General features: G+C 28.7%; 14 protein-coding genes, 4 tRNA genes and 1 other annotated feature. All 18 genes read right to left on the bottom strand.

The window, feature by feature from the left end; translation table 11 throughout:
* Positions 1-20: 20 nt before the first annotated feature.
* The 18 genes from CM240_RS00160 to CM240_RS00075 all read right to left on the bottom strand — a co-directional run bounded on the left by CM240_RS00160 (position 21) and on the right by CM240_RS00075 (position 15,074).
* Positions 21-545, bottom strand: coding sequence for a Fe-S-containing hydro-lyase (locus CM240_RS00160; protein ID WP_044035702.1), 525 nt, complete (start codon positions 543-545; stop codon positions 21-23).
* Complete coding sequence (locus CM240_RS00155; protein ID WP_044035701.1) at positions 542-1,384, bottom strand: fumarate hydratase; 843 nt, start codon at positions 1,382-1,384, stop codon at positions 542-544. The genes CM240_RS00160 and CM240_RS00155 overlap by 4 nt, the downstream gene beginning before the upstream one ends.
* A 171-nt stretch (positions 1,385-1,555) precedes the next feature.
* Positions 1,556-2,077: a metal-dependent hydrolase gene (locus CM240_RS00150; protein ID WP_044035700.1), complete on the bottom strand. Its 522-nt coding sequence runs from the start codon at positions 2,075-2,077 to the stop codon at positions 1,556-1,558.
* Positions 2,078-2,230: 153 nt separating this feature from the next.
* A complete protein-coding gene (locus CM240_RS00145) occupies positions 2,231-2,464 on the bottom strand; it encodes a hypothetical protein (protein ID WP_044035699.1) in 234 nt (77 codons plus the stop codon).
* A 355-nt stretch (positions 2,465-2,819) separates the two neighbouring features.
* Positions 2,820-2,896, bottom strand: a tRNA-Arg gene (locus CM240_RS00140).
* A 65-nt stretch (positions 2,897-2,961) separates the two neighbouring features.
* The gene (locus CM240_RS00135; RefSeq protein ID WP_044035698.1) at positions 2,962-3,495 is read right to left on the bottom strand and encodes a GNAT family N-acetyltransferase; all 534 of its coding nucleotides are present in this window, start codon (positions 3,493-3,495) and stop codon (positions 2,962-2,964) included.
* Between the two features lie 124 nt (positions 3,496-3,619).
* A tRNA-Ser gene (locus tag CM240_RS00130) sits at positions 3,620-3,711 on the bottom strand.
* A gap of 26 nt (positions 3,712-3,737) precedes the next feature.
* Positions 3,738-3,828 (bottom strand) — tRNA-Ser (locus CM240_RS00125).
* A gap of 224 nt (positions 3,829-4,052) precedes the next feature.
* A tRNA-Ser gene (locus CM240_RS00120) sits at positions 4,053-4,143 on the bottom strand.
* A 78-nt stretch (positions 4,144-4,221) separates the two neighbouring features.
* Positions 4,222-4,962, bottom strand: a complete 741-nt coding sequence (locus CM240_RS16605; protein WP_051483601.1) for a transglutaminase-like domain-containing protein — start codon at positions 4,960-4,962, stop codon at positions 4,222-4,224.
* 23 nt (positions 4,963-4,985) lie between these two features.
* Positions 4,986-5,477, bottom strand: coding sequence for a hypothetical protein (locus CM240_RS00110; RefSeq protein WP_044035697.1), 492 nt, complete (start codon positions 5,475-5,477; stop codon positions 4,986-4,988).
* Between the two features lie 122 nt (positions 5,478-5,599).
* Positions 5,600-7,768 carry a heavy metal translocating P-type ATPase gene (locus CM240_RS00105; RefSeq protein ID WP_044035696.1) on the bottom strand — a complete coding sequence of 723 codons (2,169 nt, stop codon included), beginning with the start codon at positions 7,766-7,768 and terminating at the stop codon, positions 5,600-5,602.
* A gap of 152 nt (positions 7,769-7,920) precedes the next feature.
* On the bottom strand, positions 7,921-9,198 hold the full coding sequence (gene serS / locus CM240_RS00100) for a serine--tRNA ligase (RefSeq protein ID WP_044035695.1): 1,278 nt from the start codon (positions 9,196-9,198) through the stop codon (positions 7,921-7,923).
* A 77-nt stretch (positions 9,199-9,275) separates the two neighbouring features.
* Positions 9,276-9,465 (bottom strand) — a binding site (T-box leader).
* Positions 9,466-9,525: 60 nt separating this feature from the next.
* Positions 9,526-9,825, bottom strand: coding sequence for a DUF1667 domain-containing protein (locus tag CM240_RS00095; RefSeq protein ID WP_084485322.1), 300 nt, complete (start codon positions 9,823-9,825; stop codon positions 9,526-9,528).
* A 1-nt stretch (position 9,826) separates the two neighbouring features.
* Positions 9,827-11,215 carry an NAD(P)/FAD-dependent oxidoreductase gene (locus CM240_RS00090; protein WP_044035694.1) on the bottom strand — a complete coding sequence of 463 codons (1,389 nt, stop codon included), beginning with the start codon at positions 11,213-11,215 and terminating at the stop codon, positions 9,827-9,829.
* A 104-nt stretch (positions 11,216-11,319) separates the two neighbouring features.
* The gene (locus CM240_RS00085) at positions 11,320-14,052 is read right to left on the bottom strand and encodes a UPF0182 family membrane protein (RefSeq protein WP_044035693.1); all 2,733 of its coding nucleotides are present in this window, start codon (positions 14,050-14,052) and stop codon (positions 11,320-11,322) included.
* Positions 14,053-14,062: 10 nt separating this feature from the next.
* Complete coding sequence (locus CM240_RS00080; RefSeq protein ID WP_044039603.1) at positions 14,063-14,566, bottom strand: transcription repressor NadR; 504 nt, start codon at positions 14,564-14,566, stop codon at positions 14,063-14,065.
* Between the two features lies 1 nt (position 14,567).
* Positions 14,568-15,074 (bottom strand): HD domain-containing protein, encoded by a 507-nt coding sequence (locus CM240_RS00075; protein ID WP_044035692.1) that lies wholly within the window; start codon positions 15,072-15,074, stop codon positions 14,568-14,570.
* Positions 15,075-15,105 lie beyond the last annotated feature (31 nt).

Genomic DNA, 15,105 nt, shown 5'->3' with positions numbered 1-15,105 from the left:
GCCTCCATATTTTCACTTAGTTATTCTTGATATATATTATTTCCCATGCTATCGATAGCAACTATCACAGGAAAGTCTTTAACCTTCATTCGCTTAACAGATTCTGTTCCTAAAAAGTCATATCCAACAACTTCTACAGATTCTATTGATTTTGATATTAATGCACCAAGACCTCCTATAGCAACTAAATATACAGCTTTATTTTTCTTAATGCTCTCTATAACTTCAGGACTTCTCTTTCCTTTTCCTATCATTACCTTAAGTCCTAAGTCTAAAAGTCTAGGTGTAAATTTATCCATTCTACCAGATGTAGTAGGTCCTGCTGGTCCACATGTATGTCCTGGTTTGGTAGGACATGGTTCCGCGTAATATATTGTCTCACCTTCTAGTGGTATTGGTAACTCTTCTTGTCTGTCCAACGCTTCTATCATAAGTTTATGTGCTGCATCTCTTGCTGTATACAAATATCCTGAAAGATATATCATATCGCCAACATTAAGTTTTTCAATATCTTCTGATTTTAATGGCAATTGAAATTTCATCATAAAATCACCTCACTATGTCTAGTTACATGACAATTTATATTTACTGCAACTGGTAAGCCTGCAATATGAGTTGGATAAGTCTTAACTCTTACCTTTAAGGCTGTAGTATCTCCACCTAATCCTTGTGGACCTATTCCAAGCTCATTTATCTTCTTTAATAAAACCTTTTCTAGCTTTTCTTCATACTCACCTTGACTCTTATCATCTAAGTTCATAGATAATGCTTCTTTTGCCATAATTGCTGCCTTTTCCATAGTTCCACCTACTCCTACACCTACAACTATCGGAGGGCATGGATTTGATCCAGCATTTTTTACAGTTTGTAATACAAAATCTATTACCCCTTGTTCACCATCTGCTGGTACTAGCATCTTAAGTGCACTCATATTTTCTGATCCAAATCCTTTTGGACACAATCTAAGTTTAAAACCTCTTCCCGGAACTATTTTGTAATGAATTATAGCCGGTGTATTATCATTGGTATTAACTCTATTTATCGGATGTGCCACTACAGACTTTCTTAAATATCCTTCTTCATATCCTTGCCTTACACCTTCATTAATAGCTTCTTCTAAAGAACCACCGATAATGTGGACATCCTGACCTATCTCAGCAAATACTACCATCATACCTGTATCTTGGCATATAGCAATATTCTCTTTCTTAGCATAATCAGCATTTTCTATTAATTTACTAAGTATATCTTTACCTAACTCTGAAGTCTCTTCTTTACATTTTTGCTCTATAACACTATAAACATCATTTTTTAATATACAATTAGATTCTATACAAGCTTCTTTAACTGCATTAGTTATATCTTGCACCAATATTTCTCTCATAAGGGTCCCCCTCATTTTATTTATTACTTAAATTATAACTGAAACCTTTATGTAAGTACAAATAATTTATGACAAATTTAACATAATATAAGACTTATACCTATACTATAATTGAATTTTTACAATTATAGTTCGTATTTCGCAGGATTATATATATTTTTTCCATAACAATCACTTGTACTTTTTTACCTCATTAAATATATAAATCGCCACTGACATCTTTAATATAAAGCTTATATATTTATCATGCTTTTCTGTTCTTAAATTTAAGATACTATAATTTTTTTTGGTAAATGGATATAATATCGGAATTCCTCTAACAGTTATTATATCTAAAGCTAAATGACTTATTACACCTATTAAGAATCCCGATATCGCTATAATATATAAAATTAATAATTCATGATTATGAACATTATTTAATATTTTATTATAAATCACTAAATATACTATTATATATGGAATTAATGAATGCATCTTTCCTCTATGTCTAAATTTAAATATGCTTCCAAATATCTTATTCCAGTTATTATTTTTAGCATCTACATCTGGAAATGTTCCCCCTAAACCTCCAAAAATAGATATTACTATTAAAAAAATCACCCTTTTAAATACTGGAACGTCTGATAAAATAATATTCCCTACTGCAAATGAAGAAATAACCCCACAAAGTTTATGTGTTTCATATTTCATACCTTCTCCTTATATATTACAAAATTTAAAACTGCTATTAATTTACCAAACTTTTGTTCTCCTTTTTATCTAATATATTATAGTATTATCCTAATTACAAGACGAACACTCCTTAAAATATGTAAATTTTATAATAAAAAAAGATGCATCGTTTTATTCTCTGCATCCCAAATTAAAATATTTATCCTTTTCATCAAATGGTATATTAGTTCCCACTATAAAAAAATCACTTGAATCTATCCACTCTGATACTACAACCCCATCTACTGCATTACATACCTTTATTTTACTAGGATATAGCATTTCTTTAATGTTATAATGCCATCCTTTATGCAATCCTATTGCTTTATAATCATCTCTATCTATGACGCACATAACTCTTATCATGGTATCCTCCTAATATATTTCATATATTAGTAATATATCTTGTCCACTTAAAAGTTTTTTAAACATCTAAAACACTCACAACTAAATTTCGGAAATATGCAGGTACATATATTGTACGTACATACTCAGTATATATTTAAAAATATAAAATAATAACTAAAATATATTACGATTTCTAAATAAACTATACTTACACATTCCATACAATTTACATACATAAACACAATAAGTATTACTGTTAATATATATATATATATAGTTATTTTCGGAAAAAATATTAACAAACTTTTATAATAAAACAAAAACTGGCTAAAATCTAAAACATTAAGTTTCAGATTTTAGCCAGTTATTTCTCTGGTGCGGCGGAGAGGATTCGAACCCCCGACCAAGTGGTTCGTAGCCACCTACTCTATCCAGCTGAGCTACCGCCGCAAGCATAAATATTTTAACATATTTATATTAAAAAATCAAATCTATAATATATTATATTCATGTTTTCAAATTTTATCCACTATTTTTAAAAATTCTTTTCTATTCATTTTCATAACTAATATATCTTTACATTTTCCATCTATCATTATTTTTTCATCTTTCACTTTTTCCGCTATAAATCCACAGTTTCTATAACACTTTCCAGCTCTTTCGTTTTCTAATAATACTTCTAATGATATACTCTCTGCATCTAGTTCATTAAATAAGTATTTCATTACAACCATCATTGCTTCAGTGCCATATCCTCTCCCCCAAAATTTTTTATCTATAGTTATACCTATTATATATCTTTTATCATCATTTTCCATTGATATATAAGTCACATATCCAACTATTACACCTTTTTCATTATCTATACTTAAATATTTTTTCTTGCTTCTAAAAATCGCATCAAAAAAGGTATATAAATCATTAATTGTTGGAATCTCCTTAAGTCCTCCATCAAATTTACATATATCTTCATCACTCCAATATCGTAAATAAGTATGTAAATCTTTCTTAGCTACTTCTCTTAATACAAGTCTATCTCCTTTTAACATATAATCACCACACATATATATAAGTTATTTACATCTATATTATAAATTTTACCATACTGTATATAATATGTTTATAGTGTTTACAAAAAAATAAAAAATCCATCAAATAAATTGATGGATTTTATGGCGGAGATGGAGGGATTCGAACCCTCGCGCCGCTTTCACGACCTACACCCTTAGCAGGGGCGCCTCTTCGGCCAACTTGAGTACATCTCCGAATTATAATAATATTAAATTATTAATGGCGGAGAGATAGGGATTCGAACCCTAGGTACGCTCACACGTACGCCGGTTTTCAAGACCGGTGCCTTAAACCAACTCGACCATCTCTCCATGTATGGCACGTTTTTTATTTTAACAATTTAATTGTATAATGTCAACAGTTATTTTAAAATTTTTTATATCAAGTTCACATAGATTCGATTTTATATAAAATCAAAAATTAATATATTTTACACTTAATATGTATTTAATTCTAAAATGCAATTAATTTATATTTTAAATTTTATTTATTAACATAAACGAAAAAGTCCACCAATTAATTGGTGGACTCCATATGGCGGAGAGATAGGGATTCGAACCCTAGGTACGCTCACACGTACGCCGGTTTTCAAGACCGGTGCCTTAAACCAACTCGACCATCTCTCCAAGTTGACTACGCAGTTTATTATATATAATATTTACTACACTGTCAACAACTTTTTTTCATTTTTTTATTTTTTATTTTTAATCCCAATGGTAACCCATATTTTTAATAGCATCATCTGTAATTAAGAAATATTTTCCCTTAAATAATTTATCACCAGTTATATCTAAATGTAGCCATGTACCATCTATATTTACTAAATTCCAACTATGATTATTTCCATATACCTTACCATTTATCATCTTACTCTCAATATTAACCTCTCTAAGCATCCTATATGTTAATCTAGAAAATCCTATACTATTAGTCTTTCCCTCTACTAAAGCATTATATATACTACTGTTATTTAAATCATCATCTACATCTACATTACTTTTAATGTAGCTATCAATAGCACGAACTTTATCTGTTGTTGACATAGATTCTGTTATATTTTTTTCTAATATGTCATTTATCTTACTTTTTATATCTTCTTCTTGTTCACTATTTTCTATATATTCGATATTGAAATTAGCTACCTTATTGTTTTTTTCTTCTTCTGTTTGCCATTTAAAATTTACTATTGAAGATTTTAAATATGGATCTGTACTTTCTAATTTTTTTGTATATTCATCGATAGCATTTTTTAGTGATTGTGTTGATTGAGTGTATTTAATAGAAAATTCACTATTTCTATCTATAATATTTTCATTCATATTTTCTAATACTTCATCCTCTGGTATATTTTCAATAACATCTTCATTATTACTACATCCACAAACACTTACAACAACTAAAACTCCAATAAATATTATTTTAAAATATTTTTTTAATACTCCCATAATAATTTCCTATCCCCTTATATTTATTTACCAAATAAAGATTTAAAGAACTTTTCTACACCTTTAGTAATACTACCTTTTTCTTCACTGCTCTCTTCTTCTTTATTATTTACTTCTGATTTTTGATTTTTCTCAGCTTCAGCTTTTTTCTTCTCTTGTTCTTCTAATTGTTTTTGATATGCAATTCTTTCTTCTTCTCTTTGCTTTATTTGCTGCTCTCTCGCTTCCTTTGCCTTTTTTTCTTCTTCTTCTGCTTGTTCCTTCATAATATTAGCTAATTTTATTGAATTATCAATTAATGCATCTTCCTTTGAAAATTCTTTCGCTTTTTTATATAAATTAATTGCTTCATCATACCTATTTTTATTTAATGCAGAATCTGCTCTATTAATATATGAATGATATTTATTTTTTTTATTTAAACTCATCATCACTGTTGTCGATACTATGCAAATAGTAGCAATTATCACCGTAGCTATCAGTATATATTTTTTGTTAATTTTCTTTTCTTGCATCAGTTCCTCCTAAATATTCTTTTTTTTATTCTATCATAATTATTAACATTTTTTTATTTTTTAATAAAATTTTAAATAAAATAGGGTTATGCAGACAATTTCTACATAACCCTTAATAGAAGTTATTCTTTTATATTTAATGCTCGCATAGCATTTAATATTGCTATTATTGATACTCCTACATCACTAAATACAGCTTCCCACATTGTTGCTATCCCCATAGCACCAAGTAATAAAAATATTCCTTTAACTACTAGTGCAAAAACTATATTAGTTATTACAATTTGTTTAGTTTTTCTTGATATCTTGATTGCACTAGAAATTTTAGTAAGCTCATCTGTCATTATAACTACATCAGCAGCTTCTATAGCTGCATCTGATCCTAATCCACCCATAGCTATACCTATATCAGCTCTCGCAAGAACTGGTGCATCATTGACTCCATCTCCAACAAATATTACCTTTCCATCTTTATTCTTTTCTAAAATTTCTTCCATCTTTTCAACTTTTCCTGAAGGTAATAACTCACTATAAACCTTATCTATGCCTACTTCTTTAGCTATATTTTCAGCTATAACTTTATTATCTCCTGTCAACATTATTGTATCTCTAATATTTAACTTCTTTAATAATTTAATTCCTTCTTTACTACTCTCTTTTATTTCATCGGCAATTAAAATATATCCTGAATAAGCACCATCTATCGCTACATGAACTATAGTTCCAATCTCATTTATATTAGGTACTTCAAGTCCTAATTTATTCATCAATTTTTCATTTCCAACAGCAACTTCTCTTTCAAATATTGTTGCTTTAATCCCATGTCCGCTTATTTCTTCATAATTTTTAATACTTTCTTTATCAATATTATCTCCAAATGCTTTTAATATAGAAAGTGCTATAGGATGATTTGAATAACTTTCACAGTATGCTGCATATTTCAATAACTCTCTATCATCTATATCAATACTTTCAATCTTAGTTACATTAAAGTTTCCCTTTGTAATAGTTCCTGTCTTATCAAAAACAACTATATTTGCATCTTTTAATATATCGAGATAATTACCTCCTTTTATAAGTATCCCTTTCTTAGATGCCCCTCCTATACCTCCAAAGAAGCTAAGTGGTATAGAAATTACTAATGCACATGGACAAGATATTACTAAAAATATTAATGCTCTATAAAGCCAATCAGAAAATACTTTACCAAAGAATAACGGTGGTACTACTGCAAGTAAAACTGCTACTATTACTACTACTGGAGTATAATATCTAGAAAATTTAGTTATAAAATTTTCTGCTTTAGCTTTTTTAGCGTTAGCATTTTCAACTAAGTCTAAAATCTTTGCCACTGTAGATTCACTAAATTCTTTTGTTACCTTTATCTTTAATAATCCATTTTTATTTATAAATCCACCAAGTATATCATTTCCTTCTTCAACTACTCTAGGAACTGATTCTCCTGTTAAAGCAGATGTATCCATCATAGATTTTCCTTCTGTTATTGTTCCATCTAACGGAACTTTTTCTCCTGGTTTGATAACAATTATATCTCCAATTGAAACTTTCTCAGGAGAAACTTTTTCTTCTTTACCATCTACAAGTAAATTTGCATAATCAGGTCTAATATCCATAAGCTCTGCTATATTTTTTCTAGAATTTGAAACAGCTCTTCCTTGGAAGTACTCACCTACTGAATAGAAAAGCATAACTCCAACACCTTCTGACATCTCTCCTATTGAAAATGCACCTATAGTAGCTATAGCCATTAAGAAGTTTTCATCAAATACTTGACCTCTTAATATATTTTTAAATGCTCTTAATAACACTTCTCCACCAACAATAATATAACTTATTATAAATAACGCTATACTTATATAACTATTACTATTAAATATAATTGCAATTAAAAATATCACTGCTGCGATACCAATCTTTATAAGCTCATTATTGCCCTCACTTCCGTGATCATGTTCGTGATTGTGACCATGATGATTATGAGATTCTTCGTTTGAATCCCTAGAGCAACATCCATCATGACATGTGGAACCTTCATGTTCTATTTTATATCCTTCTTCTCTTACCTTAACATGACTCTCTATTTTTACTACTGTTGCCTTTGCTTCTTCTAAGACCTTTTCATCTCTTGCTTCTATCTTCATCTTTTTTGTTAAAAAATCTATATTTATACTTTCAACTCCATCTAGCTTTGATATAGCCAGCTGAATTTTGTTAGCACAATTTCCACAATCTAATCCATCTAGTATATAAGTCTTTTTTATACTTTTCATACTACCCCTCCTTTTTAACATATGAACAACTGTTCATATGTTAATTATATTCTTTAATTTACCATTTTGCAATAGTCTTTTCTATATTTGTGTTTTTTGAATTAAAAAAGACTGTGCATTTATAATATGCTACAGTCTAATTTTTTTATTACCTATTTAATAATATCTCTTCCACCCATATATGGTTTTAATGCTTCTGGAATTGTTACAGTTCCATCTTCATTTTGGAAGTTTTCTAATATAGCAGCAACAGTTCTACCTATAGCTACCCCTGATCCATTTAACGTATGAACAAATTGAGCTTTTGATTTTGGATCTTCTTTATATTTAATATTTGCTCTTCTTGCTTGGAAATCTTCAAAATTAGAACAGCTTGAAATTTCAACATATCTATTATAACTTGGCATCCAAACTTCTATATCAAATTTTAAAGCAGCTGTAAATCCTAAATCACCTTTACATATTCTTACTACTCTATATGGTAATCCTAAACCTTGAAGTACAGCTTCCGCATCTGCTGTTAATTTATCTAACTCATCATAACTATCTTCTGGCTTTGTGAATTTTACTAACTCAACCTTATTAAATTGATGTTGACGAACAAGTCCTCTTGTATCTCTTCCTGCAGAACCCGCTTCTGCTCTAAAACATGCTGAATAAGCTACATGCTTTATAGGTAACTTATCTCCTGATATTATTTCGTCTCTATACATATTAGTAACTGGTACTTCTGCTGTAGGAATTAAGAAATATCCATTATTCTCTACCTTAAATGCATCTTCTTCAAACTTAGGTAATTGGCCTGTTCCTGTCATAGATGCTCTATTAGCCATATATGGTGGTAATACTTCAACATATCCTTTTTCAGTATGAGTATCTAAGAAATAATTTATTATGGCTCTTTCAAGTCTAGCACCTAGTCCCTTGTAAAAAGTGAATCTTGATCCTGTTACTTTACCAGCTCTTTCAAAATCTAATATATCAAGACCTGTACCTATATCCCAATGAGCCTTTGCTTCAAAATCAAATTTTCTAGGTTCTCCCCATTTTCTAATTTCTACATTGTCTTCATCAGAAGCCCCATCTGGAACTGATGGATTTGGTATATTAGGTATTCTAAGCATATGATAATCTATTTCTTCACTAATCTTTGATACCTTTTCATCTAATCCTTTTATTTCTTCTGAAATTTTCTTCATTTCTGCAAATATTTCATCTACTGGTTCTCCTGCTTTCTTTAATGCCGGAACCTTTGCTGAATCAGCATTTCTCTTACTCTTTAATGCTTCAACTTCAACTAGTATTTTTCTTCTTTCTTCATCTAATTCAACTATTTTATCAATAATAGAGACGTCAAAATCTTCTCCTCTGTTTCCTAACGCTCTTTTTACTTCCTCTGCATCAGTTCTTATTCTTTTTAAATCTAACATTTAAACCTACTCCCTTATCCTAAAATAATTTGTATTTTTTACATAAATATGTATATACAAAAAAACTCCGTCCCCTAACAAGGGACGGAGTTTCCGCGTTGCCACCCTAATTGACATAAAGCCCACTCTATAAAATAACGGTTTGACCCGATTTACTCTTCGTAAATTCCTCTGAGTTGGATTCACAATATTAGTTGTATCGATTTACACCAACCATCGACTCTCTTTGACTTCCAATAAAGTTACTATTCTCTTCACAGGATAAATTATTATATTCACTCTATTATTATAATTTATATCAATTTTCTTTGTCAATAATTTCAAAGATTAATGATCAATATTCTTTGTAGCTATTATATCTATTCCTGTATTTAAGATATTCTTACATATAACATCACCAACAGAAACTGGTATACTTACATATATCCTACTTATAGCCTTAGAAATCTCGATAAACTTTTCTACTTCTATTTCTTCTGATGATTTAACAGGCAATACATTATATGCCTCAGATCCTTTTAGCCTTACTAACGATGTAAATACCTCTTTAGTATTATCGTCTCTTCTTTTAAATTCTATACCATCACAAGTAAAGTCATCCCTAACTTCAATTACCCCCACAGCCATATTATATCTCCTCAAACTCCTTCATTCTACCATTTAAAATATTTGATCCTTGACTCTCCTTAACTATATCTGCTACATTTACATCTAATTCTCTTGCCAATATAGATACAACTCTATTTAAACAAGATGATCCTTTACATGTACCTATCATTGCTCCTGTTCTTCTCTTTACTCCTTCAACAGTACGTGCACCTAAAGGCCTTCTGATTGAATCTATTATTTCTCCTTCTGTTACTAGGTTACATAAGCAAACAATTTTACCATACCTCTTATCTATTTTTATTAATTCATTTCTTTCTTCATCACTTATATCTGTAAATCTATATACTTCTCTTCTTTTATCTATAAAATCTTTCTTTTCAGTGCACTTTATAATATCTAGAACTCTTTCCTTAACTAATCTAGCTATAGCTGGTGTCATTGTCAATTCTCCATAGTTCTTTCCTGATATTTTTATATAAGCCTCTTCTTCTTTAGATTGATCTATTATTATTTCATCAGAATAATAACTATCGCTAAGAAAAGATGTTATATGTTGTGTTCTTAATCCTACAATTAATTTTTTAATTTGATGATTTGCTGTAACTGTATCTAATTCTCCATCAGTAATTACTCCTGCCAGTACATTATGTTTAGTAGGAACTACTAATGTTTTTATGTCATCTTCATAAGCTCTTATTATATTTTCAGGTTCCTTATGAGTATCTATTGTAAAGTAATTTAACCATTTTCTATGCTTTATAAATTCTTCTTCTCTCAAATCATTATCTAAATCATAATTTTTATCTGGAATTGTATTTATCACTATTTTAGATTTAAATTTTCCCTTTGTTGTAGTAATTAAAAATTCCTTAGATACTTTAGATATATTTAAAACAGTTTCTGCAAATCTAAAGTTCACTCCATTTTGAGCTGCTACTTCCCCTAATGCTATTGCAAAATCATATGGTGATACAATTGCTGTATTCCTTGATAGTATTCCCATCAACGGTTCTTTTTTTATTGTACTTTCCATATCCATAGCTGTCTTGCCATCTATTATCTCTATATTGTAAATTCCACGTTCCTTAGCTTTATTGAATTTTCTTATTAATTCTTTTCTTCCACCCTCACTATATGCAATAAATATACTATTTTTATTTTCTAAAGATATATTAAACTTTTTACATATATCATAAATTGCTCTATTTCCTTCAACTTCAAGACTCGCTATCAAATCAGATCTAGCTTGCAATCCATCGTATACTATAGCAGAATTTATGGTATCGATCTCCGTTACAATATCATATTCTTTCTCTATTAATGCTATATTTAAGCTATATTTAGATAGCTCATATGCAATGGCACACCCGTAAGTACCACCACCTAAGATAATAACATCGTAATCCATACTTCCCTCCTATTAACATAGCTCTAGATATAATTTTACACTAAATTAATATAACTTCAACAACATAAAAAATAACCAGTTAAAAAACTGATTATTTTTTAATTCTATTTAGAAAGTTCTGAGATTATATCTCCAACCTCTTTTTGTAATTCACCATATTTAGCCCAATCGCCATTTTTTTGTGCTTCTATCATCTCATTAAACTTTTCACTAGCTTTCTTAGCTAGTTCTTTTTCATCTTCCTTTTCAAAAACATTCTCATTTTCATCTTGAGGAATCACTGTTTCATTACTACTTGTATCAATATTAAACAATTTATTAAGAGCATCATCTATATTTTCTCCCATAACAATCTTACTACCATTGGCTAAAATTATTCTCTTAACTTCTGGTACTGAATTGTTCCCTGTAGACTCTACATAAATCGGCATAGCATATAATAATGAATTTTCTATAGGTACTATTAATATTTCTCCATACTCAACAGATGATCCATTAGAATTTAATAAAGTTATTTCCTTGGATATTGTTGTATCCTGTTGCACAGTATTCTTAAAAAATTGTGGTGACTCAATTGATGTATCTGTTGGTAGTCTCAGTAACATTAGTTTTCCATAATTATCTCCATCCATTCTTCCAGCGAAGATAGCTGCCATAGTCTTTTTAGCACTTGGATTTAAATAATTAACTATAACCATTTCTTCTTTTTCTTCGCCTGGTAACTTAAATGTTACATAATCTCCCTCTTTTACAGTAGTGTCTTCATTTTCTACACCATATTCTAATTCAGACACATCCCATAAATCTCCCTTACTAAAGAATACATTTGCATCTTCAACATGGTATCTTCCTAAAACTTCACTTTGTAAGTCAAATAAATATTGTGGATACTTAAGATGATTTTTTATATCCTCTGATAATTCATTAATATCTTTAAATAATCCTTTATATATTTTTGAATAAGTTGCCGCTATTGGATCATTATCATCTACTATATAAAAATCTACATTACCATTGTATCCATCAACAACAATCTTAATAGAATTTCTTATATAATTAATTCCATCATATCTTTCTGCTAATGGATATAAATTAGATGTTGTATAGGCATCGATTATCCACTTTATTTTTCCCTCTGTTATAACTGGATATGGATCTTCATCTAATGTAAGAAATGGAGCTATTTTATTAACTCTATCGATAATATTTCTATTTATTAATATTTTTGAGTTACTATTTATATTTGACGATATCATCATATTATAATCGCCTTTATTTATAGCAAATAATAATTTATTTATAAAATTTAACTTTATACCAGCTTCTCCTGTATAATCATACGTATTTTCTTTACCGTCTTCAGGATAATCTGTTTCTTTCAATGTAGTATTTACAATAGCATAATCTTTAGTCTTTTCTCCAAAGTATATACGTGGATTATCTATATTTATATCTGTAATATTATTTATTGGAACATCCTTCATAACAAAATCCGGTCTCCCAGAGTCAGTAACAGCATTTACTCTACTCATAGCCAATCCATATCCATGAGTATATAATAAATGTTTTCCTTGCCAACTATCTGCATTACCTTGTAGCCCTTCTATATTTATTTCTCTTGGTGTAATAAATACTTGCGTCATTTTTCCATCTATCTCATATCTATCTACATCAATATCTTGAAAATCATAATATGATCTTAATGTTTGTGCCTGATTAAAAAATTTTAACGCAGGATAATATGAATTAATCTTTAGATTATTTATAGTATCCATATTCTTTAACACAGTATCCCCATCTAGGTTATCTCCTAATTTAACATCTTTCACTTCTATATCATCGATATTAAATCCTTTTTGAGTCATCTCGATATTATTTTTTATATATTTTGCTTCTAAGTCTCTTTGATTTGGCTTTACATATAAATTATCATATAACTCAGCAATTATAGGTTCCGCTATCATTAATGCAAATAATGCAACTACAGAAAAAACTATCGGTTTAATTCTGCCTCTTATAACTGATATAAAGACAATCACCGAAGCAATTATCGATACTATAGCTATGACTTTATAAAAATTTAAACTTATTGTATTATCGGTATATGATGTTCCGAAAACTACACCTCTACCAGAGTATACTAACCCGTAACCTTTTAATACATATCCTACAGCTAAAGTAATAAATATTAAAGAAACTACTATTGCAAGTTGTTTTCCGGCAAAAGAATTTAAAGGATTTTTAGTAGTTATAAAATCTTTTGCTGAGAAGCTTTCTAGATTGATATTTCCTATCTTTTTACCACTCAATAAATTAGTAACTAAATAAAATACTCCTGTAAACAACACCATTAAAATAAGTATATTAAACACTAATGAGCAAATAGAATTTATAAATGGTAACTTAAATATATAGAATGATACATCTTTATTAAATATAGGATCTGTAACATTAAAATCAGTGGAATTTATAAATGTTAAAGCATCATACCAATATGCACTAGTTAATGTAATTGACATTACTAATGATGCAAATAATATAATCCCTCTTGTAATACGCTTTAACTTCTTATCCCCTTCTTTATTAATCTCTCTTATTGCAGTACTTTTCTTATAATTTTTTATTAATATATTGCCATATATACTTAAAGATATAAAAATTATTAAGAAAATAGGTACAAATATAACAAGTCTTGCAAATATTCTGGTCCATAATACTGATGTATATCCTACTTCATTAAACCATTGAATATCGATAATAAAACTTGATAATCCTACAAAACCACCGATAATAACCAATAATAATATAGCAATTATCGTTAATAACTTTTTCTTCATCTCTTCCTCCTCATATACTAATTAAATAACCTGACTTAATTAATTCATTAATTATCTTATCCATACTCTCCTTATTATCTGTATATATAGTATGTAAGTGTACTCCTCCTGATGCCTTAGATAAAACAGATACATTTAATTTATCAATCTTGTCCATAAACATATCTATATCATGTAATGTCTTAATCATAATTTTTCCTGTTACTTCACCATACAAAGGATGTTCTATAGTTATATCTTCAACGACACCTCCATATTTAATAATTATTTCAAGTTCATCTTTTATTTGATTTTCATCATGATTTACTGCTATTACTTTTCTTATCCCAATACTATTATTTAATATATAGCCAGATGATGTTGATATTATCTCTAGCCCCTCAGCTTTTAATATAGAGATATCTTTTACAATAACTTGCCTTGTAACACTAAACCTTTGAGCTAATTCTGCTCCTTTAATAGGATTTGTACCTAATAATTCTTTTATATTTTGTCTTCTTTCTATTGAATTCATCTTAACATTCATCATCGCTTTCTTTAAGTATTTCCATATATATATTTCTTCTCTTATTACGTATATTACTGCTACTATGATGATATCTTATTGCATCTAAGATTTCTTCACTATATTTCTTATCTTTTAATAAGTTATATCCCATTTCTCCATGCTCATAATAAACTTTTACTGATTTTATATTAATGAACTTTTTAAGTAACTTTGGAAGTATTTTATTTAAAATTACAAATATAGATTTTTCTATGACATTGACATGCTTATAGCTCTTCCCTATATCATGTAATAGAGCTATCTTTATCATACTATTTTCATCTAGCATATCATATCTATTAAGTTTATTCAAAGCATTATAGCATACTTTAACAGAATGTTTTTGTTCATTATTAGACAGACTATAAAATAATATTTTTTCATCTTCATTTAAGTTATTATTAACAAAATTTATATCATCATCATTCATTTTATCTGTAATATTCCACCAAAATTGCTTAACTCTATAAAACATAAATCCTCCTAATAATAATATAAGGCATCAA

Origin of the sequence: Clostridium bornimense (assembly GCF_000577895.1) — a bacterium.
Taxonomy (GTDB): domain Bacteria; phylum Bacillota; class Clostridia; order Clostridiales; family Clostridiaceae; genus Clostridium_AN; species Clostridium_AN bornimense.
This window is presented reverse-complemented; position numbering and strand designations above follow the sequence as displayed.